This is a genomic window from Pedobacter sp. AC212 (genome assembly GCF_979258625.1).
Map to the genome: position 1 here is coordinate 4,703,814 of NZ_OZ409870.1, position 23,309 is coordinate 4,727,122.

Here is a 23,309-nt window from a genome sequence, read left to right on the forward strand (position 1 = left end):
AAGAAAATATGATTTTAGAAGTTGCGATATTAAATGTAAAAGCTGGCTTATCAGCCGATTTTGAAAATGCTTTCAACGAAGCTCAAAAAATCATTTCCTCCATGGAAGGTTACATTTCGCATCAACTAAAAAAGTGTTTGGAAGAAACTGACAAATATATTTTGCTGGTAAACTGGGCAACATTAAAAGCACATACCGAAGGTTTTAGAGGTTCTGCAGAATACCAAGACTGGAAAAAGCTACTGCATCATTTTTATGATCCTTTTCCAACTGTTGAACATTATGTTGAGGTGAGATAGCTTAAATGTAAATGATTTACGGTAAAGCAAATAACCCATAACCAAAGACAAACAAAAATGGAAACATTACAAGAGATACAGAACCAATTTAATGCAGTATCCGAAAAATACGATAGGCAAAGGCGTTTCCTTATACCTTGTTTTGATGATTTTTATGGTACCGCTTTATCGCTGTCTGAAAATGTTTCAGGAATTAAGAACATCTTGGATATTGGTGCAGGAACAGGATTGATGAGTGCATTCTTTCATGAGAAATACCCAAAGGCGAAAATCACTTTGGTTGATATTTCTAAAGAGATGCTTAAAAAAGCTGAGGAGCGTTTCGAGAGAAATAAAAACATTAGTTTTTTAAATGCCGATTTCTCCACTATGGATTTACCAGAAAATCATTATGAACTAGTAGTTTCAGGACTGGCAATACACCATTTACCAAATGAATTGAAACAACAGTTGTTCAGCAAAATTGCAAAAACACTCAAACCTGGAGGTTGGTTTATCAACGCTGATCAGGTTTTAGGCGCAACTGAAATAGCAGAAAAAGTATATACTGAAAATTGGAAAAGTCATGTGGAGCAAAGTCCTAACTTAACGGATGAAGAGAAACAAAGTGCATTTGAGCGAATTAAGATTGATATTATGGCGCCTTTAAAACCGCAGTTAGAATGGCTTGAAAAAGCGGGGTTACAAAATGCAAATTGCTATTATCAGTATTACAATTTTGTAGTATTTGCTGCAAATAAATAAAAAAAAGGCGATATAACGGTTCTTGAAACCTGAAACTCGCAACTTGATACTTGTACAATGAAAAAATTCACAAAATTAACATCGGCAGTAGTGCCTTTAAACATAGAGAACATTGATACCGACCAGATTATTCCGGCGAGGTTTCTAAAAGCGACCACCCGTGATGGTTTTGGCGAAAACCTGTTTCGCGACTGGCGTTATGAGAACGATAATCAACCTAAAGCTGATTTTGTGCTGAATGATCCAACTTATAGCGGTCAGGTTTTAGTGGCCGGAAAAAACTTTGGTTGTGGTAGCAGTCGTGAGCATGCGGCCTGGGCTATTCAGGATGCAGGTTTCGATGTCGTAATCAGTAGTTTCTTTGCCGATATTTTCAAAGGCAATGCACTAAACAACGGCCTGTTACCTATTCAGGTTAGCGAAGAATTTCTAGCTCAGATTTTCGCAGCAGTGGATACAAATGCAAAATCTCCTTTGGAAGTTGATTTAGAAAACCAAACGGTTACGATTGTAGAAACAGGCGCTACTGAAAAGTTTGAGATTAACGCATATAAAAAATCTTGCCTGATTAATGGTTATGATGACATAGATTTCATTTTAGCCCAAAAAGATTTGATTGAGGAATTTGAAAAAAATTAATATCGAAAAGATTAAAGCAAAAAGCTAAGACAATCGTCATTGCGAGTAACGAAGCAATCCAACAACTATTGCTAGGTTCTTTAAACCATCGCATTAAGATTGCTTCTTGCCTCGCAATGACGACAGTAAAAATCAGTGTAATCAATCAATCTGTGTCATCAAACCGCAGGAATTAATAACCATGAAAGAAAGTATAGTCAACATTCAAAACCTAACCTTAAAACACCAACAAAAATCGGTGTTAAAGGATTTGAACTGGACTATTTATCGTGGTGAAAACTGGGCATTAGGTGGCACGAGTGGAAGCGGAAAAACCTCATTAGCTAAAATTATCTCAGGCTTGTTAAGTGCAGCTGGCGAGGTAAAAATTAATTTCAATAACAATAGCAATTTACCAGCAGAGGTTTTATTTGTAGAAAGCTGGTATCAGTTTAAAAACCTGGAAGGCGTCGCTAACTTCTATTATCAACAGCGCTATACCAGTCAGCAGGCTAAAGATACCTTAACTGTTCATGCAGAATTAGTTGATTTCGGCAAAGAGAACCATCTACATTTTGATCACGTAGAACCGATTTTAGAAGCACTACACTTTACAACATTTGCCAGTTCTCAATTGATTGAGTTATCAAGTGGGGAGCATAAAAAAGTGCAACTGGTTAAAGCTTTATGGTTGAAGCCGCAATTATTAATTATCGACCAACCTTATACAGGCCTGGATGCCGCATCTCGTAAAAACCTTAACCTTTTATTAGACGAAGTTTCAACGGATGGTGTTCAATTGATTTTAATTTCCAACGATTCGGAGTTACCAAGCGCTATTAATCGTTTTGCGGAAATAGTAAATGGTCAAATTTCAGTTTCTGATTCAAAACCTATAACATCAGTTTTTGAAGAAAAACATACAAGAGAAATTCCAGATTTTCTTAAGGAATCACCTATATATTCTTCGAAAAATATTGTGAAAATGGTTGATGTTAACATTAGCTATGGCGAAAAACAGGTTTTAAAAAACATCAATTGGGAAGTTAATGCTGGCGAAAAATGGTTACTGCAAGGCCATAACGGATCTGGCAAATCAACTTTATTGAGTCTTATAAACGGTGATCATCCGCAATCATATGCCAACGAACTTTATTTGTTTGGTAACCGACGGGGAAGTGGCGAAAGCATTTGGGACATTAAACAACATATCGGTTTAATCTCCCCTGAGTTTCATTGGTATTTTGATGCTAGCTCAACCGTTTGGCAAAGTATTGCTTCCGGTTTTTATGATACCGTTGGCTTATTTCAGCAATTACCCTACTCAAAAATTGAGCAGGTAAATGAACTGATCGCATATTTTGGGCTAAGCGAAAATAAGAACGAGCTATTAGGCTCGCTTCCATTAGGAAAGCAACGCTTGGTTTTGCTGGCAAGAACCATCATCAAAAATCCCGAATTATTGATTCTGGATGAACCATGTCAGGGTTTAGACCAGCAGCAAACAAAACTTTTTAATCAATTTATTGATGAGTTGTGCAATAACGGCATGACGATGATTTACGTTGGCCACTTTGAATCGCAGCTGCCAACCTGCATAGAAAAGAGAATATTATTAGAAAACGGCGAAGTAAAAATCGTCGAAAGTTTAAACACCAAAATTCGTCATGATGAGGTACGAAGCAACCTTTTGCACCGTACTATCTAACTGAGATTGCTTCGTACCTCGCAATGACGGCAATATACAATACAATGAAGAAGAACATTTTAGTAATACCTGGAGACGGTATTGGACCCGAAGTTACCACGTGGGGAAAAGCAGCATTAGAAAAAATTGCTGAAATCTTTGGACATGAATTTGTGTTCGATGAGGCTTTAATGGGACATGCGGCGATTGAAGTTACTGGTGAACCACTGCCAGATGAAACTTTAGAAAAAGCCAGAAAAAGCGATGCCATCCTGTTTGGAGCCATCGGCCATGCCAAATATGATAACGACCCAAGCCTAAAAGTAAGGCCAGAACAAGGTTTGTTAAAAATCCGTAAGGAACTTGGGTTATTTGCAAACCTCCGCCCAATATTACTATTTGACGAACTTCTTCAGGCATCGAGCATTAAACCTGAAATTTTAAGAGGAACTGATATATTATTCTTCCGTGAACTAACTGGCGACGTCTATTTCGGTGAAAAATCTCGTTCGGAGGATAGAAATACCGCTTCTGATTTAATGATTTATCACCGTTACGAAGTGGAGCGTATTGCACATAAAGCTTATCAGGCTGCGCAACAACGCAAAAAAAGATTATGCTCGGTCGATAAGGCGAACGTATTAGAGAGTTCCCGTTTATGGCGTGAAACTGTTCAGGAAATTGCAAAACAATATCCTGATGTGGAAACGGAGCACATGTTTATCGATAACGCGGCGATGCAGTTAATTAAAAACCCGAAAAAATTTGATGTGGTACTAACAGCAAATTTATTTGGCGATATCTTAACGGATGAAGCTTCTCAAATTGCAGGCTCGATGGGTATGCTAGCCTCTGCATCTGTTGGCGAAAGCACTGGTTTCTTCGAGCCGATTCACGGTTCGGCACACGATATTACCGGAAAAGATTTGGCAAATCCACTGGCTTCCATCCTATCGGCAGCGCTAATGCTCGAAATTGGTTTCGGACTAAAAGAAGAAGCCAAATTATTGGTCGATACTGTTGACGAAGTCTTGAAAGAAGGTTTCAGAACACATGATATTGCCGACCAAACCACCAACCGATTTAAAGTTTTAGGCACCGCCGAGATGGGTAAATTGGTATTAAAATTCTTATCACAAAAATCAACTACAATCCCCCAAGCATAATGATACACGATCCCAATAAAGTATATATTTTCGACACCACCTTACGTGATGGAGAACAGGTTCCAGGTTGCCAGTTAGATACCAACCAAAAAATTGAAATCGCTAAAGCTTTGGAATTACTTGGCGTTGATGTAATTGAGGCAGGTTTTCCGATATCCAGTCCTGGCGATTTTCAGAGCGTTGTAGAATTATCAAAAGCAATAAAAAACCCAACCATTTGTGCGCTAACACGTGCTATAAAAGGGGATATTGATGTTGCGGCAGAGTCTTTACAGTATGCAAAATATCCACGCATTCATACCGGAATTGGTTCTTCTGATATGCACATTAAATACAAATTTAATAGCACCCGCGAGAAGATTTTAGAAAGAGCAGTTGAGGCTGTAAAATATGCTAAGAAATTTGTGGAGGATGTAGAATTTTATGCAGAAGATGCCGGAAGAGCAGATAATGAATTCTTGGCTCAAATGATTGAGGCAGTAATTGCCGCTGGTGCAACGGTTGTAAACATACCAGATACGAATGGCTATTGCATGCCTGATCAATACGGTTCTAAAATCCTTTACCTTAAAGAAAACGTAAAAAATATCGACCAGGCTATTATCTCTGTACATTGCCATAACGATTTAGGTTTGGCAACAGCAAACAGTATTGCAGGTGTAGTAAACGGTGCCCGTCAAATTGAATGTACCATTAACGGTATCGGTGAGAGAGCGGGAAACACTGCATTGGAAGAAGTTTCAATGATTTTAAAAACCCATAGTTTGGGTTTACATACAGGCATCAACAGCAAACATTTCACCGAAATTAGTGGCATGGTAAGCCGAATGATGCACATGCCTGTTCAGCCAAATAAGGCAATTGTTGGTAAAAATGCCTTTGCACACAGTTCTGGTATTCATCAGGATGGATTTTTAAAACATCGTGAAAACTATGAAATTATCAATCCCGAAGATGTAGGCTTAAACAGCGCTGACATTATATTAACTGCAAGAAGCGGTCGCCATGCGTTAAAGCACCATTTAGAACGCTTAGATTACGACATTGATAAAATTAACATTGATGATGTTTACGAGCGTTTTTTAGTTTTAGCCGATGAAAAGAAAGACATTACCGATGACGATTTACTTTTTTTAATGAGTGATGGAGAAACACCTTCATACCTTAACGGTTATAAATTGAACTTGCTTCAAGTAGTTTGTGGGGATTTGGTAAACCCAACGGCTACGATTAAGCTGCAATACAACAACGAAGAGAAAGAAGCGAAGGCAGAAGGAAATGGACCTGTAGATGCCACTATTAATGCAATTTCAAGCTTAATTGATAAAGACATTACGCTTAAAGAATTTACGATACAAGCCATGCATGGTGGAAGCGACGACGTGAGTAAAGTGAATATGAAAGTAGATTACAATGGCAAATCCTTCGTAGGCTTTGGTTTTAGCACGGATATTGTAAAAGCTTCGGCAAATGCATATTTAGACGCAATAAACAAGTTTTTGTAAACAAGCTGAAAGGTTAAGCTGAAAACATAAATAGAATGGTCATTGCGAGGCTCGAAGCAATCTTAAAGCGAGAGGAATATTCTTGAGTATTAAGATTGCTTCGTCCCTCGCAATAATAAATAGAGAAAAGAAAATGATTAAATAATTTTGAGGGAAGCTCCCCTTCTTATTTTCAAGGAGGGGTCGGGGGTGGTTTTTGACTTCCTTTTACAAATCAATTCCCTAAAAAATTGCAACGCCTGCCGGACAGCCAAAAACGGAAGCGCTACAACAACCGAAAAAGCACTGAACCTGCTTTTGAAAAAATTAGCAAGATATATACACAATACTAAAAGCCCCTTTAGGGGTTTGGGGTTAAAAAATGAACGACACCATAAAAAATACTTTTGATTTTGAAAGTGCATACCATACCTTAAAAGGTGTGGTAAAACGCACTCCTCTCGAGCTAAACGAAGGTTTATCTTTAAGATACAATGCCAACATTTACCTTAAAAGAGAAGATTTACAAATTGTACGTTCTTATAAATTGCGTGGTGCTTATAACAAAATCAGCACTTTAAATGCCGATGCCTTGCAAAACGGCATTGTTTGTGCAAGCGCCGGAAACCATGCACAAGGGGTTGCTTATTCCTGCAAAAAACTGGGTATCAAAGGCGTAATTTTTATGCCCGAGATAACGCCAAAGCAAAAAATCAAACAGGTAAATATGTTTGGTGGCGATAACATTGAAATTGTTTTGGTAGGCGATACTTTTGATGATTGCCTAAAAGAAGCTTTAGCTTATTGCGACGAAAAATCATCAACCTTCATTCCTCCTTTTGATGATGAAAAAGTAATTGAAGGGCAAGCAACCGTTGCTATGGAAATCTTTCAGGATTTACCTGAGCTTGATGCCATTGTAGTTCCGGTTGGTGGAGGTGGTTTAGCTTCTGGCGTAAGCGCCTATTTACAGACTGTAAAGCCCGATGTTAAAATTTTCGGTGTAGAACCCATGGGTGCCCCTTCGTTAAGTGAGGCGCTTAAAAATGGTGGTCCAATAACCGTTGAAAACATAGAGCGTTTTGTTGATGGTGCAGCAGTAAAGCGAATGGGCTGGATTACCTACAACTATTGCAAAGAGTTATTGAGCTCCACTTATTTAATCCCCGAAGGGCAAATTTGTACCACCATTTTAAAACTTTATAATGAAGATGCAATTGTGGTAGAGCCTGCGGGGGCGCTTTCGGTAGCAGCGCTGGAGCAAGTGAAAGATCAGATTGTAGGAAAAAAAATCGTTTGTGTAATTAGCGGCGGCAATAACGATATCGAACGCATGCAGGAGATCAAAGAAAAATCTTTACTGTTTGAGGGCTTGAAACATTATTTCATCGTTCGTTTCCCACAGCGTCCGGGTGCTTTAAAATTGTTTGTAAACGAGGTTTTAGGTCCACATGATGATATCACCCGTTTTGAATTTATCAAAAAAACAAATAAAGAAAACGGACCAGCTTTAGTGGGTATAGAATTAACCGACAAAGACGATTATGCAAGTTTATTGCAACGTATGAAAGATTTCAAATTTGAGATTATAGAATTAAACCAGGATCAAACTTTATTTGAGTATTTGGTTTAAAAGATTAACTGCTCTGAAAGATAATTTTTTAGAGCAGTTACATTATGATTCTTTTACCAAAATTTCTTTGGCCATAATCATCGGAACACTGATACATTTCTTCTCCATGTAGTTCATCACCCGTTCTAAAACCTCACGAGAAGCTTCATCCATCTGGCTGATTTCATCGGCAAACACACCATTTAAAGCTGTATTTTTAATTTCCTTAATCTTCCTTGGCACTTCTTGCATAGCCAGCTCAATGCGGCGTTGCTTTAAAACAGTAAAAAATTCGGTGATGTTGTTGTTAATGATATCTTCCGCATGAACCAATTCGTTGTAACGTTCCTGGATATTTTTGCGGGCAACCTCTTTTAAAGATTCAACCTCAATGTAATGAACAAGGTTATTATGTATTACTGCAGGCGCAACATCATTCGGGATCGCTAAATCAACGATCACCTTTTTGCCAGTATCGCCATTCAGCAACTTAGCATAAAGTTCTTCGTCAATAATAGCTTCTGTAGAGCCTGTACAAGTAATAATCACATCAAAACCTTCGGTAAAATCTTCTAAATCGCTTAAAGGATAAGCTTTGCCGTTTAGCTCCGCAGCCAAAGTTTCAGCTTTAGAAAGCGTACGGTTAAAAATAGAAAAGTTAGAATATTTATGTTTGTTAAGGTATTTGGCAATATTCTGATTGGTTTCGCCAGCGCCAATAATCAGCACCCTCGAATTGCCACACATATTTAATTCTTTAAGCTTACGATAAGCCAAAGAAACAACCGAAACAGGGTTTTTTGAAATATTAGTATGGGTATAAACCTCTTTAGCCGTCTTCACCACCCTATCCATAATCATACGCATGTAGTCGCCTGTAAAACCTGCATCACGGCAGTTTTCATAAGCTTTACGTATTTGAGCAAGAATTTCCTTTTCGCCAACAACCAAACTCTCTAAAGAGCAAGATGTTCTTAACAAATGATTAAAAGCTTCTTCGTTCTCGTAAACCGTTACGTTATCCAGAAAACGCTCCATAAATTCTGGAGGTAAGCCCATATCCAAAACGGTTAAAAACCGGGTAACAAATTCCTTGTCAGTTTTCTCTTTAGTAAGAAAAACAAACTCTACACGATTACATGTACCAATGTAAAATATTTCACTAACCGGAAGTTCTGTTTGAATATTCTTCAACCTGCTATCTAAACTTTGATCACAAATAACCAATTTCCCTAAAGATTTTAGGTCGATGTGGTGATGCGTAAAAGCTATTACTTTTAAATATTCCAAGTGCTTCCGTTATTAACTATTATCGGGAAACAAAAGTAACACGGTTAGCGGTTGCGAACGTCATTAATCTGTAATTTACATCAATTTAGAACGGTTTTAAATAGGCGCATTCTGTTGACAAAATCTTCAAATCGCTTTTAGAAAAGCAAGAACAGTGTTTCATTTTAATGTTCGTCCTGCTTTCCCTGCAAGCACAATGAAAAATTGTGGCTTTTCTTTCAATCAGGTTTAGATCACTCAGGTCGCTGCTCAACAATAAAAACCAACCTATCCCGCCAGGATCTTTCCGTTGAAAACAGGGATGGTACGCCCTTATAATTGATACTCGGATTAAAATACAACAAAATTATAATTTGTAGGTTTATAAATTGTACCAATACCTTAAACGATGATTATGCAAAATGAGTTTAGCCTTAGTGGTTCAGATGGAAAATTAATTATCGGCGACATTACTTTCGACGATAAAAACCCCAATACGCCTATCATACTTTTTGTTCATGGCTTTAAAGGTTTTAAAGACTGGGGTGCCCATAATCTTGTTGCCCGCTATTTTGCAGCAAACGGTTATCGCTATATTAAATTTAATCTATCACATAGCGGCGTAACAACTGATCAGCCAAAAGATGTTACCGACCTGGAAACCTTCGCCAGCAACACTTTTTCGAAGGAGCTATTTGATGTTAATGCCTTGCTGGATTACATTGAGAAAGCGTATGGAAAGGAAACGGGAGTAAATATGATTGGGCATAGCAGAGGCGGCGGACTGGCGATTATCGAGGCAGCAAACGATTTAAGAATACAAAAGCTAATTACCTGGAGTGCGATTTCAAGTTTTGATAGTTTATGGAAAAAAGAGCAGGAAGCCGAATGGAAAAAAACAGGTAAAATCTATGTGGTTAACACCAGGACTAAAGAGCAAATGCCACTAAATGTTACTTTGCTCGAAGATTTTGAAGAACATGCTGAAACTTTCAATATTATCGATGCAGCGAAACGCGTCAACATTCCGTGGTTAATTGTTCAGGGCGATGATGATGTGAATGTTCCATTTGAGAATGCACAAAAGTTGGCTGATGCGAATCCGAACAGCAGGTTGGTGAAGATTGAAGGAGCTAACCACGTTTATGGCGCTTCTCATCCTTATGAGAATGAAACTCTACCTCCGCTTTTATTTAAAGTTTGCGAGAAGGTTCTAACATTTTTGGGGGAATAACAAGGCTCGCTGTCATTCTGAGTTTACGAAGAATCTGCAGGCGATGAAAAGCAATGATCAATTATCCTACACCTAAAAAATGGAATTCTGTATTTTAGGGCAGAGTCAATAGCTCAGGGATTCTTCACTATGTTCAGAATGACAGCAGCAATTTTAATCATTCCCTCTTCCTACAAAACCTCGCATGTCGCTTCCACTCGGGCTTTGAAAAATTTCCAAATCGAAATAAGGAACTGCAGCAAGTAAATGGTCAAAAATATCTGCAGCAACTTCTTCAAACTTCTTCAGTCCTTTTTCTTTCGAAAACACATAAATTTCGATAGGTAAACCATTCTCTGTGGCCTGTAATTGCCTAACCATGAAGGTTAAGTCAGTATTGATGTGTGGATTACTCTCCAAATATTTCTCTGCATAAACCCTAAAGGTTCCTATGTTTGTCATGTGCCGGCCGTTGACCAGATTATTCGGATTTACAGTGTTCTCCGCGTTGAAAGTTTCGATTTGTAACTGCGTTTCTCTCAAATAATCTTTTAGGAAATCGATGCTTTTTAAACGGCCAATCAACTCATCATCGCAAAATTTAATGCTCGAAATTTTAATGTTGATGTGTCTCTTAATTCTCCGTCCTTCGCTCTCTTCCATAGCCCGCCAGTTCTTGAAAGATTCACTTACAATGGCATAACTTGGAACTATCGTTACGGTTTTATCCCAATTTCTAACTTTTATAGTCGTTAAGTTAATTTCGGTTACTTCGCCATCGGCACCGTATTTTTCGACGGTAATCCAATCGCCCACCCGTACTAAATCGATGGCGCTCATTTGCACAGAGGCCACAAAACCTAAAATCGGATCGCGGAAAACCAAAATAAAAACAGCTGTTACTGCACCAAAACCTCCGAAAATATACAATGGAGACTGGTTTAAAATAATCGATAAGATCAGTACAAACCCTACGATATAGAAAACAATTTTTGCTACCTGCTTATAACTTCTAATCGGTTTATCAGCATATTTTTTGGAGGCTTCCATAATGGAAACCAATGCATTCAAGAAAGCATTTACCGCGAACATTACCGCAAGTACAATGTATATTTTAGCGAAAATTGAGGCGTAGAACAACCAAACCTTAAAATCGACAAAAACAAAAGGAACAGCGTTATAAATAATGTAGGCGCCAAAAATTAGTGCAAAAGCCCTAAATACTCTAAATTCGAAAAGTGCACTCTGCCAGTTAGACTTTGTTTTGGCGCTTTTCACAACAGCAATAAAGGCCTGCCGAGTTAAAAATATAGTGATAAAAAGGAATAGCGTAACACCAACTAACCCGATGAAGAAATAAGAATAAATTAACTCGCCACCAGTTAATCCTCTGCTGGAAAGCCAGTTTCTAAGTTCACCAAAAATAATTTGAAATTCAGGGATGCGCATAGCGGTAATTTAGGGGTTTATTGATTATATTTTTAGGATCGCTTTAGTAATGATCTGTGAGGACACAGACCATGGATTTGCGGATGGTATATACTTTAATCCCTCGGTCTGTGTGCTCAAAGATCGACTTAATACAACGTAATACAGACCATGGGTTGAGTTGTAGATTGCATATAAAAAATAGCCTACCTAAATTCCTATTAACTCCCTGGTAGAATTAATAAGTAAAATTAGGCCAATGAATACTAAGATAATTCCAAAAACTGTGTAAAACTTTGGATTACCAATCTCTTTTGACTGAATACTGTTTTTCAAAAAATTACAAGGTTCAGAAGTCGAATGAACTGAGGGTGAATCTTTATCAAACCAAACAGATATACTATCCTCAAAAGCTCCTATAGGAGCTGTGCGATTTAGCTTGTATGTAGCTCCATTTGCCAAATAACTATATTCTAAATTATATGTGTACTTTATATTTTTGTTTTCAATTGAATCTGTTAAATATCCTTTCGTCATGATTCCTCTTTCACAAAGATTTTTGTACTTCTTTATTTCACTTTTATCAATCATCTCATCGGTATCTATCCCCAATTTAAAACCGAAATACATCAATAATAGTCCTGCAAAAATTTTTATGACATTCTTCATTATAATTTGGTTAACTATTAATTTGAGTTATAGCTTAATAACTTGGATAAAATAGTAAAACCAATTAACAAATCAGCATTATTTGTCTTATGATGAAGTGATTTTAAACCTTCTATACTTCGGTCTGTGTCCTCATAGACAGAAATTGAATGGATTATAATGATCTCTTAGGACACAGACCATGAGACCTAAAACATTTTTAAACCTTCTCTATCCAATTTCCGTCGCCTTTGATAATATCGATCAATTCATCTAAAGCAAAGGCTGTATTTACATTTTTCTTAACTACTTCTTGTCCACGATACAAGGTGATTTTATCAGGACCCGTTCCTACATAACCATAATCGGCATCAGCCATTTCACCGGGACCATTCACAATGCAACCCATGATCCCAATTTTTAAACCTTTTAAATGGTCAGTACGTGATCGGATTAATTGAGTGGTTTCCTGTAAATCGAAAAGTGTTCTTCCACAACTCGGACAAGAAATATATTCAGTTTTACTAATTCTTGTTCTGGTTGCCTGCAAAATGCCAAAACTGGTCGCATTCAACAAGGCTAAATTTTGTCTTGCGGCGTCAATCCAGATTCCATCGCCAAACCCATCGGTAAATAAAGCGCCTAAATCAGTGGCGGCATACAATTGCAAATTATCTGCATCCAAATCTTTGTGAGTTCTCTTAATAATTACCGGAATCTGTAGATTCTTTTCCTGTAGCGCAACAAAGAAAGCTCGTTGTTCGGCCATACCGTGTTGAGCAGAAGTATTTAATATAAAAACGACATTTACCAATTGATGTAACGATAGATGATTAAACTGCGTTGCGTCAATCTCCACAAAATTTAAATGCTCATCCTTAATAGTGGAGGTATTAAATTCATCTAAAGAAAATACAGGGTGGCAATTATGTTTGTCTTTTAAAGCCAACCATGTTTTATGGTTATAAATTTGTTTTAAGTTGCCGGGAAACGAAAATGAGGGCAAGTTATCTCCCAAAAAAACCAAATCACAAGCTTGATCTGTTAAGTTGTACTTATCTAATCCTGCGCTATAGTTATAGCCCACAGCATTTAAAAAATAAGGATCTTTTAAATTTTCTTGCGACACATCGATCATGACTACCGGATGGTTGTGACCACCAATATGTTGTACGGGTTCAGTAACTCTGCGAGAATAGGCATAGGGTGAATAAGTCTGTAGTCTAAAGTCCGAAGTCCGAAGTCTAGATGCGTCATCAATCTCTCTACTTCCGACTTCCGACTTCCGACTTCTTAAAGCATATCGATCTGCCAATGCTTTAGCAACTGGCGCTTCAAATTCAGGATCTTCGGTTAATGAAACGCGGATGGTATCACCTAAACCATCTTCTAGTAAAGTTCCAATTCCTACAGCTGATTTAATGCGACCGTCTTCGCCATCGCCCGCTTCGGTAACACCTAGGTGTAACGGATATTTCATCCCTTCTTTCACCATGGTTTCAACCAACAAACGGTAGGCCTGAACCATTACCTGTGTGTTGCTGGCTTTCATGGAAATAACCAGGTTATAGTAATTTTCCGCTTCGCACATGCGGATGAACTCCATCGCAGATTCTACCATTCCTCGTGGCGTATCGCCATAATGGCTCATAATCCGATCAGATAGCGAACCATGATTGGTACCAATACGCATTGCTGTTCCGTACTCTTTGCAGATTTTTATTAACGGAATGAATTTTTTGTTGATTCTTTCCAGCTCTGCGGTATAAGCATCTTGAGTATACTCTAGATTTTCAAATTTCTTTTTATCGGCGTAATTACCAGGGTTTACACGCACCTTTTCCACAATTCTTGCCGCCATTTCTGCAGCATTCGGCGTGAAATGGATATCAGCAATTAGCGGAACATCATATCCACGGAAACGCAACTCTTTTTTGATATTGGCTAAGTTTTCGGCCTCTTTTATACTTGGAGCGGTAATTCGAACATATTCACAGCCAGATTCTACCATGCGTATGGTTTGTTCAACCGTTCCGATGGTATCCATGGTGTCAGTAGTGGTCATAGATTGTATTCGAATGGGGTTGTGACCACCCAAAGCGATGTCACCGATTTTTACTTCGCGAGTTAAAAACCTCGAATAAGTGGTTAAACTGTTACAATAACCGCCTTCTAAATCATGCTTTACCGATAAATTTTCCATGTGATTGCAAAGATATAGATAGAAATTTGAATGAGAGAATTTTGAAGGAGAGAATGACTTTTATTCTATATCAGCCTATCTTTAATCACCAGCGCATCGGCTGCAATATCATGCCAGCACTGGTTTTTCTTATTGAGGAAGCTGTACAAATAACCAAAAAAAACTGGCACTACGGAAAGGATTTTGGAGAAATTTCTTGCTAAAGATCTACCAAATGAAATCCGTGATCCCTCGAGATCAGTTACTTTAATGTTGAGTAACTTTTTTCCTATTGTAGCTTGTGAAGCAGAAGATTCGGCAACACTCCCATAAATAAGCTTGATGACAAAAATTGATGGGAATGGAATCAAAAATGCCATTATGCGGGCATCTTTCCCTTCGATAAAAACAAAGCTAACTAAAATGATAACCGAGTAAAATCCAAAGATGATGAAATGGTCAATCACCGAAGCCAACAATCGCTGATCGAAAGCGGCAAAATATTGAGGTGCTGTCTTTTGATACTTAAAACCCAAAAGCTCACGCAATTCTTCCATCGCGTGAGCTTCTTTATAGTCATCCATTCCTGGTTTGCGAATGAATGTATTGGGTGTAATATCTAAATTTTTAAGTTCAGCTAAACTATATGGGCCTTGAGGTTTTCCATTAATTACAACTGTGTATTCCATAAGCCCCTCCCAACCCTCCCCAGAAGCGAGGGCTTTGTATGATTAATATCTTATTTACGAACATCCAGCTCTTCGCTTTATTCTTTGAGCTTTCTAGTACCTTGACACTTCAAAGCTACTTAATCCGCCGTCTAAATTGATAAAAATCTTTTTGGTTGATGTTTTATAGTTTGAGGTTTCATAAACGCCATCGCTTAGTTTTTCAAAACCTTCAAAATCTTTTGCAGATAAGCCTGTTTTTGTTTTAATGCGACAACCAGAATTGGTTGGCACTTTAATTTTCACATCAGCCACTCCCGATTTTACAATCACATCAGTAATGGGAAGTAAGTCGCCGAATTTAATATCCAGCGCTGCTGCACCACCATCAAAGCGGAAAGTACGAACTTTGTAATCAGCGAAATCGAAATTGGCTTCACCAGCACCAAGCTTCATTAGAATATCCCAATTGGCAGCTTTGTTCAATTTAAAATCTACATCGTTACCATTTTCGCCAAATTTCCATTTGCTTTTCCTATCATCCATGCTAAAAGTAAGCACAGTTGCCGAATCGGTAATTAATTTCTTCAACGAAAAGTTACCATGGCTTTTTTTAACCTGGGCATTAATCAGTTCAGAAGTTTCGCCGTCCAGGTTGAATGAAATTCCTCCACCGGAAATATTTAAAACGGTTTTCTTAGCATTTTCCGCTTCAACAAAAGGCTCCGCCAATTTCAAGCTATTAAATGCTGTATCGGTATGGTCACTTTCATCATCGTTGTCATTGTCGCTGTCATCGATATTAATATCGATATCTTTCTTAAACTTATGGCCCCACCAACCACTTTGACTAGGTTCTTGTTGGCCTTTATAAAATAAAAATGCTAATGCCACAACTAAAACTCCAACCGAAATGATGCTACCGGTTTGCGAATTGTTTCTGTTGAATAATATGTTTAAACCAGCAATGATTAAAAACACTGGCCAAAAGCCCCAAATGCTACGCCAGTAAAAATCGATAACACCAAAGTTTTCTAGTAGAAGTACACCACCAATAAAAAGCAGTAAAATACCCCAAATTAATCTATCTATTTTCATCATGTTTATGCTTGAGGGTGAGTAGTTGATGTAGAATTGTTGTCGTTTTTCGGTTCCTCTTCTACCACTGTAGTTTCAGTAAAATCGGCAGCCTTTTTTTCTTCCTCCTGGGCTTGTTGATTTTCGAATGTTGCCCATTCATTTTTTCTTTTTGATTTCGCAATAATGCCAATTCCTAAAGCGATAAAAATAAGCGGCCACATAAACTTGAAGAAGTTGCGAATGGTAAACCATTCGGGAATAAAATCAAGCTCCCGCATCAAAAATATGCAACCAATTACCAAAAGGAGTAAACCAGCCACGGTTCTTCCAGCATCGTTCGGCTTGCTCATTTTACCAAAGTCTGGCTGCGTTTCAAATGGTTTTTTCTCCGTTTCGTTTATCGGTTGAGACCAGTTTGTATTTCCAGTATTGGTAGTTCCTCCAAAAGGATTTGCATTTCCAAATGGCGGTGTATTTGGATTATTTTTGTTAAAATAATCATTAAATTTTGTGAATTTTAACGATGGGTCATTGTTAACCGGCACGATAATCCACATTACGACATAAGCAATTAAGCCGGCTCCAGCCATAAATATGGTTGATAGCACAAATAATAGCCTCACTATGGTAACCTCTACTTGCATGTAATCTGCAAGTCCAGAAGCTACACCGGCAATCATCTTATCGTGTTCGTTTCTAAAAAGCTTCTTTTCCATAACGCTGTTCATTTTGTGTGTGTTTAAAAATTCAGCGGAGTAATCAAAACCTCATCAACATTTACCCCTTTACTTAAGTTTAAAATGGTAAATAACGTTTCTGCAATATCTTCGGGTTGTACAAATTTTTCATCCGGAATAGTTGTTCCCGCCCAGGATGAGGTTTTTGTTGAACCCGGCAAAAAAGCAGTTACTTTAACGTTCTGAGGACCTAACTCTTGCCGCAATACATTGTTAAGACTTAACATCGCTGCTTTTGTTACACTATAACTTCCACCATTTTCTACAGGGGCTTTACTTGCTACCGAACAAATATTGAATATATGCCCACGTTGAGCTGTACGCATTTTTTTTCCAAAAAATTTACTCATATAATAAGCCGCGTTCACATTAAGGGCTTGTTGTTTTTCGAAAGCTTCATCGTCTTCATCCAACATACTTCCAGGTAAAAAAGCACCAACATTATTAACCAATACATCTGCGAAACCAAAATCGTTTTCTACATCATTTAAAAATTGATAAACTGCATCTTTATCTGCGCAGTCTACTGCGTATATTAAAACTGTTCTCCCAATGAGAAATAATTCATCTCTTAATGCTTTAAGTTCTTCCAAACCCCGAGCTACCAGCGCCAAATGATAACCTTCTTTCCAGAGTTTAATTGCAATTGCTCTACCAATTCCTTTTGTTGCTCCTGTTATTACCGCTTTCATAGTCATTAATTAATTTTTGTTGACAAAAAACCATATTTATATTCTAAACCACGAATATTTTCGCAATTATCAAAGCGCTCCAACTTTTTTATCGTTTCTTTGTAGTAATATAAAATGATCATTTAAATTAAGCAATACATACGGAATGAATTTTACCAATTTCGGCAGATACATCCTGCTACTCAAGTCTGTATTCAGAAAGCCGGAAAAACTGAAAATATATCTCAAAGAAATCGCTAAACAAATGGATTATGTTGGCGTGGGTTCTTTGGGTTTAATTGCCATCATTTCTACGTTTATTGGCGCTGTAATGACTTTACAAATTGCTTTCCAGTTGGTAAGTGATTTTATTCCTAAAACCATTATCGGTTCGGTAAACCGAGATTCGAGTATTTTAGAGTTGAGCCCAACCATTAGCGCTATTGTTTTAGCAGGTAAAATAGGTTCGGCCATCTCATCAGAAATTGGTTCGATGCGTGTTACTGAACAAATTGACGCCTTAGAAATTATGGGCATTAACGCACCTGGTTACCTCATTCTTCCAAAAATTATATCTGGAATAACAATGGTTCCCATGTTGGTTATCATTTCTATGTTTTTAAGTATTTCTGGTGGTTACATAGGTGGATCAATTTCCGGAGCAGTTACCCCATCCGAATATATCCAAGGGATTACAACAGATTTTAATCCTTACACTATCGTTGTGGCATTAGTTAAGGCTTTTGTTTTTGGCTTCATCATTACCTCGGTACCGGCTTATGAAGGTTTCTATGTTCGTGGTGGTGCTTTAGAGGTTTCACAGGCAAGTACAAGAGCGGTTGTTATTAGCTGTATTTCTATTCTTGTTTGCGATTATTTGGTTACTCAACTGTTATTGTAATGATTGAAGTTAAAGATATATACAAATCATTCTCTGGGAACGACGTTTTAAAAGGCATTTCAGGAAAATTTGAAGAAGGAGTAACCAATTTAATTATTGGAGGCTCTGGATCTGGAAAAACAACGCTCTTGAAATGTATGGTTGGCTTGCACCAGCCAGATTCGGGTTCTGTTTTATACGATGGGCGTGATTTTACGCCAATGACTTACGAGCAACGTATTGAAGTTCGGAAAGAAATTGGCATGCTTTTCCAGGGATCGGCTTTATTTGATAGTATGACGGTAGAGGATAACATCATGTTTCCTTTAAACATGTTTACTGATCAAACTCGCAAAGAAAAGATAGAGCGTGTAAATTTCTGTTTAGAACGCGTAAACCTGGCAGGTAAAAACAAGCTTTTCCCTGCAGAGCTTTCTGGCGGGATGAAAAAGCGTGTGGGTATTGCCCGGGCTATTTCGATGAACCCGAAATACTTATTTTGTGATGAGCCAAACTCGGGTTTAGATCCGAAAACATCTATCGTTATTGATGAATTAATCCAAGAACTTACTGAGGAATTTAAAACCACAACGATCGTGGTTACTCACGATATGAACTCGGTGATGGGTATTGGCGATTACATCTTATTTTTACACGAAGGAAAGAAATTTTGGGAAGGCAGCAATAAGGAAATTGCCCATACAGAAATTAAAGAACTTAATGATTTCGTTTTCGCAAGTCGCTTCATGAAAGCCGCAAAAGACAAGTTTTAAGAAAATTCTTATATTTGGCTATGACTACGGCTACACAAAATATCATTAAAAAATTAGAAACCTTACCAGAAGGCATGGTAAATGAGGTAGAAGATTTTATTGATTTTTTGAAAGCTAAGCACGCTAAAAACTTCTTCAAACCATCTGAAGAGAATAATAATGTGGTTGAAGAACCAAAAAGTTTATATGGAGCAGCGAAGGGAACTATTCTTTATATATCTGATGATTTTAACAAACCGTTGGATGAATTTAAAGATTACATGTAATGCGTTTCCTGCTTGATACTCATATATTCTTATTCTTTATAAATGGAGAATCCTCAATAAGTGAAGAGATCATTGAAATTCTAAATGATAAACAGACAGAAAAGTTTATCAGCATTGTGAGTATTTGGGAAATTACAATTAAGATGAATATTGGAAAACTTAGGCTCAAAGATGATCTAAAATCCATTTACATTTTACTAGACAATTTTGATATAAAGATACTTCAACTAAATAAAATAAACTTCGAAGTATATTTATCCTTACCATTTATTCACAAAGATCCTTTTGATAGAATGATCATTTCGCAAGCTGTAGCAGATGATTTAACACTGATAACTGATGACCAATACATCAGAAGTTATCCAAATTTAAAGTTATTTTAATACATGATACAATTATTAGCCCCAACCCATTGGAAAGATTATGAACTGATTGATTGCGGGGATTTTGAAAAATTAGAACGTTTTGGTACTGCAATTTTGATTCGTCCGGAACCTCAGGCGGTTTGGAAAAAAACGTTATCAGAGCAAGAGTGGAAAAAAACAGCTAACATTACTTTTAGAGGTCGCTCAGCAACTTCAGGAGAATGGGTCAAGAAAAACCAATCGATTCCAGACCGTTGGCATGTTGAATACAAAAACAACGAAGTTGCCATTAAACTACGTTTAGGCTTAACTTCATTTAAACATGTTGGTGTTTTCCCAGAGCAGGCTGTAAACTGGGATTTTATCTCATCATCCATCAAAAAATTTAAAACACCGCAGCCTAAGGTATTAAACCTTTTCGCTTATACAGGTGCAGCATCACTTATTGCAAACGCAGCAGGTGCAGAAACCACTCACGTTGATTCTATTAAACAAGTGGTTACTTGGGCAAATGAAAACCAGGAACTTTCTGGATTAAAAAACACCCGCTGGATGGTGGAGGATGCTTTAAAATTCGTTAAAAAAGAACTTAAAAGAGGAAAAAAATACAATGGAATCATCCTCGATCCACCAGCTTACGGTCATGGACCAAATGGCGAAAAATGGAAGTTGGAAGATCATATTCAAGAAATGATGCAAGATGTTGTTCAGCTTTTAGATGAGAAAGAACATTTTTTAATTTTGAATACTTATTCTTTAGGATTTTCTTCCGTAATTGTAGAGAATTTAATTCGCACCTCATTCCCTAGCGTTAAAAATTTAGAAACCGGAGAATTATATTTACAAGCTTCAGCAGGCGTTAAATTACCCTTAGGTGTATTTGGCAAATTCTGCAATGTGTAAATGTTAATTACTTTATTTTAAACTACCGGTTTTCCATCCTACTTTCATGCAAAACAGATTCGGAAAAACTGTCTACACCTTAATACTATAATAAATATCTATGAAACTTCCTCAATTAGCAGGTACTTTAATGCTCGGGCTTGCTACAGTAACCTTATTTGCTAACTGCACAGCAGATGGCAAAAATGGCGGCGGCAATGGCTCAAGTGCCGACACTTCTAAAAAGAAAACAGATTCAACAGTAAATGTCATGAAACCTGTTGATAGAAAACTATATGACTCTTTAGATAAAAAATTGGCTAACGGTGATACCACAGGCAGATGGCCCGTTAAAAACCAACCTACACCACTAGCTGGAGCAATATTGCCATTTAAACGTATTGTGGTTTATTATGGTAACCTGCACTCAAAAAAAATGGGTGCTTTAGGCGAATATGCTCCTAAAGAGATGTGGCAACGCTTAAACACCGAAGTAAAAAAATGGGAGAAAGCAGATCCAACTACTCCAGTTCAGCCAGGTTTACATTACATCGCAGCAGTAGCTAGCGGTACGCCAGGTAAAGATGGAAAATACATCAACCGCATGGGTAATAAACAGATTGATTCGGTTTTGAAAATTTCAAAGATGCAACCCAATACGATCGTATTTTTGGATCTTCAGGTGGCGTTAAGTACCATTAAGGCAGAATTACCTCACATCGAGAAATATTTACAATTACCCTACGTACACTTAGGTATCGATCCTGAATTCTCCATGAAAGATGGATCACTTCCAGGTAAAAAGATAGGTACCTATGATGCAGCTGATATCAACTATGTAACAGGTTACTTAGCAGATTTGGTTAAAAAATATAACCTGCCTCCAAAAGTTTTTGTATTGCACCGTTTCACCAAAAAAATGGTAACCAACTCTAAAAACATTAAATTGCGCCCAGAGGTACAGGTTGTAATGCATATGGATGGTTGGGGCGAACCAGAGTTGAAAAAAGGTACATACAGACATTTTATTCAAAGCGAACCGGTTCAGTTTACAGGTTTCAAATTATTCTATAAAAATGATTTAAAGAAAGCACCTAACAGATTGATGACGCCAGAGGAATTGCTAAAACTTACACCAAAACCAATTTACATCCAGTATCAATAATATTTTAAGCCCGCAGCCAAATGTTGCGGGCTTTTGTTTTTTTAAATCATCTAATTGCGCTCTTCATGAAATCCATCTTAATTATTACTGCATTTCTACTTTCTTCATTGGCCAGCTTTTCGCAAAAACTTAAATCTGCCAAATCATTAACCGCTGCATTCTCTACAGCTGCAAAAAGCGGAAAGCCGGTATTCCTGATCATTAATACTCCTACTATTGATCATTTGAAAAAACTACCTGAGAATGCCAAAGTAGATTTCACATCTGCTTTAGATGACAAAGAGGTCATATCAAAAGTCGAAGAAAACTTTGTAGTATTTAACACTACGATGGTTGATACCAGCGTGCGGTCTATCATGCGTTCGGGCAATATCAAACAATTTCCTGCGTATATCTTTCTTCGGTCGAACAGGGAAATATTCTTTAGTGAATCTGCAAACTCTACAGATAAAAACAGATATTTTTCATTGATTGAAAGGGCAAAAGCTGCTTTTAAAGAAAAGTCAATTTCAGACTTGGAGAAAGATGCTCAACAGAAGGGAGACGCTGTAACATTAAAAAAGTTAATTGATGCCCGCAAGAAAATTGGCATTACGAACAACGCAGACTTAATAGAGCAATATGTTGGTAATTTGAAAATCAGTGATTTTAACAATTATGATAATGTTGTTTATATTCTAGAGGCCGGACCCTATGCAGATGGCACCGCATACAGGCTTGCCTATACAAACCGAAAGCTTGTAGATAGCATATACAAAACAGAACCACAATATAAACGGGTAGCATTTAACAATGCAATTATATCAAATACGATGATTGCGGCGGCGAAAGATAAGAATCTGAACAAAGCGATGGCAGGTGCAAATTTTGCCCGGTCAACTTGGTCTAGAGATTACCGTGGAGCCGATAGGTCGTATAATAATCAAATGCTCTGGTATTACAGTACAGTAAAGGATACTGCTTCATATCTTAGAACGGCGGCATATTTCTACGACAATCATTACATGAATATCGGTGCAGATAGCATCAAAAAAATTGAACAGCGAAACCATACAGTTAATTCAAAAAATCAATCTCTTCAATTGGGTGCAAAGAAGATGGTTTCAAAAGAGAAAATGGATAGTCTAATGAAACTTCCCGGCATTAAAACGGTGACTTCATCTATTGTATCTATAAGTTCTTCAGGTAATAACTACGCAAATGAACTCAACAATGCAGCCTGGAAGTTTTACGAAATTGGAACTAAGAATATCAATTATTTAACCAAGGCCATGCTTTGGAGTCGGCGTTCAATAGAATTAAATCCAATTTCGGGATATTACGATACGTTAGCTCATATTTTATATCGAATTGGTTACTTCGAAGAAGCAATCAAAACGCAAGAAACAGCTATCGAGAAAGCTAAGAAGGAGCAGATATCAACTACTAACTTTGAACTAGAGCTGAAGAAAATTAAAGCAAGAACATTATAA

23 protein-coding genes are annotated in these 23,309 nt (G+C 37.4%); 15 read left to right on the plus strand and 8 right to left on the minus strand.

Features of this window, described 5'->3' with window-relative positions; all coding sequences use genetic code 11:
- The first annotated feature begins 8 nt into the window (after window positions 1-8).
- The 7 genes from ACZZZC_RS20160 (at window position 9) to ilvA (ending at window position 7,631) form a co-directional block, all read left to right on the plus strand.
- The gene (locus tag ACZZZC_RS20160) at window positions 9-299 is read left to right on the plus strand and encodes an antibiotic biosynthesis monooxygenase family protein (RefSeq protein WP_463483767.1); all 291 of its coding nucleotides are present in this window, start codon (window positions 9-11) and stop codon (window positions 297-299) included.
- 57 nt (window positions 300-356) lie between these two features.
- Complete coding sequence (locus ACZZZC_RS20165; RefSeq protein WP_463483768.1) at window positions 357-1,043, plus strand: class I SAM-dependent methyltransferase; 687 nt, start codon at window positions 357-359, stop codon at window positions 1,041-1,043.
- A gap of 57 nt (window positions 1,044-1,100) precedes the next feature.
- Window positions 1,101-1,682, plus strand: coding sequence for a 3-isopropylmalate dehydratase small subunit (gene leuD / locus ACZZZC_RS20170; RefSeq protein ID WP_463483769.1), 582 nt, complete (start codon window positions 1,101-1,103; stop codon window positions 1,680-1,682).
- Window positions 1,683-1,863: 181 nt separating this feature from the next.
- Window positions 1,864-3,369 (plus strand): ATP-binding cassette domain-containing protein, encoded by a 1,506-nt coding sequence (locus ACZZZC_RS20175; protein WP_463483770.1) that lies wholly within the window; start codon window positions 1,864-1,866, stop codon window positions 3,367-3,369.
- 44 nt (window positions 3,370-3,413) lie between these two features.
- On the plus strand, window positions 3,414-4,514 hold the full coding sequence (gene leuB, locus ACZZZC_RS20180; RefSeq protein ID WP_463483771.1) for a 3-isopropylmalate dehydrogenase: 1,101 nt from the start codon (window positions 3,414-3,416) through the stop codon (window positions 4,512-4,514).
- Entirely contained in the window at window positions 4,514-6,019 is a 1,506-nt protein-coding gene (locus ACZZZC_RS20185) for a 2-isopropylmalate synthase (protein ID WP_265798113.1), read from the plus strand. Before leuB ends, ACZZZC_RS20185 begins: the two co-directional genes overlap by 1 nt.
- A gap of 361 nt (window positions 6,020-6,380) precedes the next feature.
- Entirely contained in the window at window positions 6,381-7,631 is a 1,251-nt protein-coding gene (gene ilvA, locus ACZZZC_RS20190; protein WP_463483772.1) for a threonine ammonia-lyase IlvA, read from the plus strand.
- A 42-nt stretch (window positions 7,632-7,673) separates the two neighbouring features.
- Here the strand turns inward: ilvA and hemA are convergent, their stop codons facing one another.
- The gene (gene hemA / locus ACZZZC_RS20195; protein WP_463483773.1) at window positions 7,674-8,900 is read right to left on the minus strand and encodes a glutamyl-tRNA reductase; all 1,227 of its coding nucleotides are present in this window, start codon (window positions 8,898-8,900) and stop codon (window positions 7,674-7,676) included.
- A 394-nt stretch (window positions 8,901-9,294) separates the two neighbouring features.
- Between hemA and ACZZZC_RS20200 the strand changes: the two genes are divergently transcribed.
- A complete protein-coding gene (locus ACZZZC_RS20200) occupies window positions 9,295-10,113 on the plus strand; it encodes an alpha/beta hydrolase family protein (RefSeq protein WP_463488045.1) in 819 nt (272 codons plus the stop codon).
- Window positions 10,114-10,266: 153 nt separating this feature from the next.
- On the opposite strand, the gene ACZZZC_RS20205 is transcribed toward ACZZZC_RS20200, so the two are convergent.
- The 7 genes from ACZZZC_RS20205 to ACZZZC_RS20235 all read right to left on the minus strand — a co-directional run bounded on the left by ACZZZC_RS20205 (window position 10,267) and on the right by ACZZZC_RS20235 (window position 17,527).
- On the minus strand, window positions 10,267-11,541 hold the full coding sequence (locus ACZZZC_RS20205; RefSeq protein ID WP_463483775.1) for a mechanosensitive ion channel family protein: 1,275 nt from the start codon (window positions 11,539-11,541) through the stop codon (window positions 10,267-10,269).
- A gap of 189 nt (window positions 11,542-11,730) precedes the next feature.
- Window positions 11,731-12,189, minus strand: a complete 459-nt coding sequence (locus ACZZZC_RS20210) for a hypothetical protein (protein WP_463483776.1) — start codon at window positions 12,187-12,189, stop codon at window positions 11,731-11,733.
- A gap of 199 nt (window positions 12,190-12,388) precedes the next feature.
- Complete coding sequence (gene ispG, locus ACZZZC_RS20215) at window positions 12,389-14,371, minus strand: (E)-4-hydroxy-3-methylbut-2-enyl-diphosphate synthase (RefSeq protein ID WP_463483777.1); 1,983 nt, start codon at window positions 14,369-14,371, stop codon at window positions 12,389-12,391.
- 65 nt (window positions 14,372-14,436) lie between these two features.
- The gene (locus ACZZZC_RS20220; protein ID WP_463483778.1) at window positions 14,437-15,039 is read right to left on the minus strand and encodes an RDD family protein; all 603 of its coding nucleotides are present in this window, start codon (window positions 15,037-15,039) and stop codon (window positions 14,437-14,439) included.
- 93 nt (window positions 15,040-15,132) lie between these two features.
- Window positions 15,133-16,119 (minus strand): LiaF transmembrane domain-containing protein, encoded by a 987-nt coding sequence (locus ACZZZC_RS20225; protein WP_463483779.1) that lies wholly within the window; start codon window positions 16,117-16,119, stop codon window positions 15,133-15,135.
- 2 nt (window positions 16,120-16,121) lie between these two features.
- Window positions 16,122-16,814, minus strand: coding sequence for a PspC domain-containing protein (locus ACZZZC_RS20230; RefSeq protein WP_463483780.1), 693 nt, complete (start codon window positions 16,812-16,814; stop codon window positions 16,122-16,124).
- A gap of 23 nt (window positions 16,815-16,837) precedes the next feature.
- A complete protein-coding gene (locus tag ACZZZC_RS20235; RefSeq protein WP_463483781.1) occupies window positions 16,838-17,527 on the minus strand; it encodes an SDR family oxidoreductase in 690 nt (229 codons plus the stop codon).
- Between the two features lie 145 nt (window positions 17,528-17,672).
- Here ACZZZC_RS20235 and ACZZZC_RS20240 point away from each other — a divergent pair, with 145 nt between their 5' ends.
- The 7 genes from ACZZZC_RS20240 (at window position 17,673) to ACZZZC_RS20270 (ending at window position 23,309) form a co-directional block, all read left to right on the plus strand.
- Window positions 17,673-18,407, plus strand: a complete 735-nt coding sequence (locus tag ACZZZC_RS20240) for an MlaE family ABC transporter permease (RefSeq protein ID WP_056851567.1) — start codon at window positions 17,673-17,675, stop codon at window positions 18,405-18,407.
- Window positions 18,407-19,159 (plus strand): ABC transporter ATP-binding protein, encoded by a 753-nt coding sequence (locus tag ACZZZC_RS20245; RefSeq protein ID WP_056851566.1) that lies wholly within the window; start codon window positions 18,407-18,409, stop codon window positions 19,157-19,159. Before ACZZZC_RS20240 ends, ACZZZC_RS20245 begins: the two co-directional genes overlap by 1 nt.
- Before the next feature lie 20 nt (window positions 19,160-19,179).
- Entirely contained in the window at window positions 19,180-19,425 is a 246-nt protein-coding gene (gene vapB / locus ACZZZC_RS20250; protein WP_056851565.1) for a type II toxin-antitoxin system VapB family antitoxin, read from the plus strand.
- A complete protein-coding gene (locus ACZZZC_RS20255; protein WP_056851564.1) occupies window positions 19,425-19,808 on the plus strand; it encodes a type II toxin-antitoxin system VapC family toxin in 384 nt (127 codons plus the stop codon). The genes vapB and ACZZZC_RS20255 overlap by 1 nt, the downstream gene beginning before the upstream one ends.
- Window positions 19,809-19,811: 3 nt before the next feature.
- Window positions 19,812-20,693 carry a class I SAM-dependent methyltransferase gene (locus ACZZZC_RS20260; RefSeq protein WP_463488046.1) on the plus strand — a complete coding sequence of 294 codons (882 nt, stop codon included), beginning with the start codon at window positions 19,812-19,814 and terminating at the stop codon, window positions 20,691-20,693.
- Window positions 20,694-20,793: 100 nt separating this feature from the next.
- Complete coding sequence (locus ACZZZC_RS20265) at window positions 20,794-21,837, plus strand: hypothetical protein (protein WP_463483783.1); 1,044 nt, start codon at window positions 20,794-20,796, stop codon at window positions 21,835-21,837.
- Window positions 21,838-21,902: 65 nt separating this feature from the next.
- Window positions 21,903-23,309, plus strand: coding sequence for a hypothetical protein (locus tag ACZZZC_RS20270; RefSeq protein WP_463483784.1), 1,407 nt, complete (start codon window positions 21,903-21,905; stop codon window positions 23,307-23,309).

What these genes read in the sequence shown, in the direction of transcription:
- ACZZZC_RS20160 (WP_463483767.1), top strand. Translation starts at nt 9, where the DNA reads ATGATTTTAGAAGTTGCGATATTAAATGTAAAAGCTGGCTTATCAGCC.
- ACZZZC_RS20165 (WP_463483768.1), top strand. Translation starts at nt 357, where the DNA reads ATGGAAACATTACAAGAGATACAGAACCAATTTAATGCAGTATCCGAA.
- leuD (WP_463483769.1), top strand. Translation starts at nt 1,101, where the DNA reads ATGAAAAAATTCACAAAATTAACATCGGCAGTAGTGCCTTTAAACATA.
- ACZZZC_RS20175 (WP_463483770.1), top strand. Translation starts at nt 1,864, where the DNA reads ATGAAAGAAAGTATAGTCAACATTCAAAACCTAACCTTAAAACACCAA.
- leuB (WP_463483771.1), top strand. Translation starts at nt 3,414, where the DNA reads ATGAAGAAGAACATTTTAGTAATACCTGGAGACGGTATTGGACCCGAA.
- ACZZZC_RS20185 (WP_265798113.1), top strand. Translation starts at nt 4,514, where the DNA reads ATGATACACGATCCCAATAAAGTATATATTTTCGACACCACCTTACGT.
- ilvA (WP_463483772.1), top strand. Translation starts at nt 6,381, where the DNA reads ATGAACGACACCATAAAAAATACTTTTGATTTTGAAAGTGCATACCAT.
- ACZZZC_RS20200 (WP_463488045.1), top strand. Translation starts at nt 9,295, where the DNA reads ATGCAAAATGAGTTTAGCCTTAGTGGTTCAGATGGAAAATTAATTATC.
- ACZZZC_RS20205 (WP_463483775.1), bottom strand. Translation starts at nt 11,541, where the DNA reads ATGCGCATCCCTGAATTTCAAATTATTTTTGGTGAACTTAGAAACTGG.
- ACZZZC_RS20210 (WP_463483776.1), bottom strand. Translation starts at nt 12,189, where the DNA reads ATGAAGAATGTCATAAAAATTTTTGCAGGACTATTATTGATGTATTTC.
- ispG (WP_463483777.1), bottom strand. Translation starts at nt 14,371, where the DNA reads ATGGAAAATTTATCGGTAAAGCATGATTTAGAAGGCGGTTATTGTAAC.
- ACZZZC_RS20220 (WP_463483778.1), bottom strand. Translation starts at nt 15,039, where the DNA reads ATGGAATACACAGTTGTAATTAATGGAAAACCTCAAGGCCCATATAGT.
- ACZZZC_RS20225 (WP_463483779.1), bottom strand. Translation starts at nt 16,119, where the DNA reads ATGATGAAAATAGATAGATTAATTTGGGGTATTTTACTGCTTTTTATT.
- ACZZZC_RS20230 (WP_463483780.1), bottom strand. Translation starts at nt 16,814, where the DNA reads ATGGAAAAGAAGCTTTTTAGAAACGAACACGATAAGATGATTGCCGGT.
- ACZZZC_RS20235 (WP_463483781.1), bottom strand. Translation starts at nt 17,527, where the DNA reads ATGAAAGCGGTAATAACAGGAGCAACAAAAGGAATTGGTAGAGCAATT.
- ACZZZC_RS20240 (WP_056851567.1), top strand. Translation starts at nt 17,673, where the DNA reads ATGAATTTTACCAATTTCGGCAGATACATCCTGCTACTCAAGTCTGTA.
- ACZZZC_RS20245 (WP_056851566.1), top strand. Translation starts at nt 18,407, where the DNA reads ATGATTGAAGTTAAAGATATATACAAATCATTCTCTGGGAACGACGTT.
- vapB (WP_056851565.1), top strand. Translation starts at nt 19,180, where the DNA reads ATGACTACGGCTACACAAAATATCATTAAAAAATTAGAAACCTTACCA.
- ACZZZC_RS20255 (WP_056851564.1), top strand. Translation starts at nt 19,425, where the DNA reads ATGCGTTTCCTGCTTGATACTCATATATTCTTATTCTTTATAAATGGA.
- ACZZZC_RS20260 (WP_463488046.1), top strand. Translation starts at nt 19,812, where the DNA reads ATGATACAATTATTAGCCCCAACCCATTGGAAAGATTATGAACTGATT.
- ACZZZC_RS20265 (WP_463483783.1), top strand. Translation starts at nt 20,794, where the DNA reads ATGAAACTTCCTCAATTAGCAGGTACTTTAATGCTCGGGCTTGCTACA.
- ACZZZC_RS20270 (WP_463483784.1), top strand. Translation starts at nt 21,903, where the DNA reads ATGAAATCCATCTTAATTATTACTGCATTTCTACTTTCTTCATTGGCC.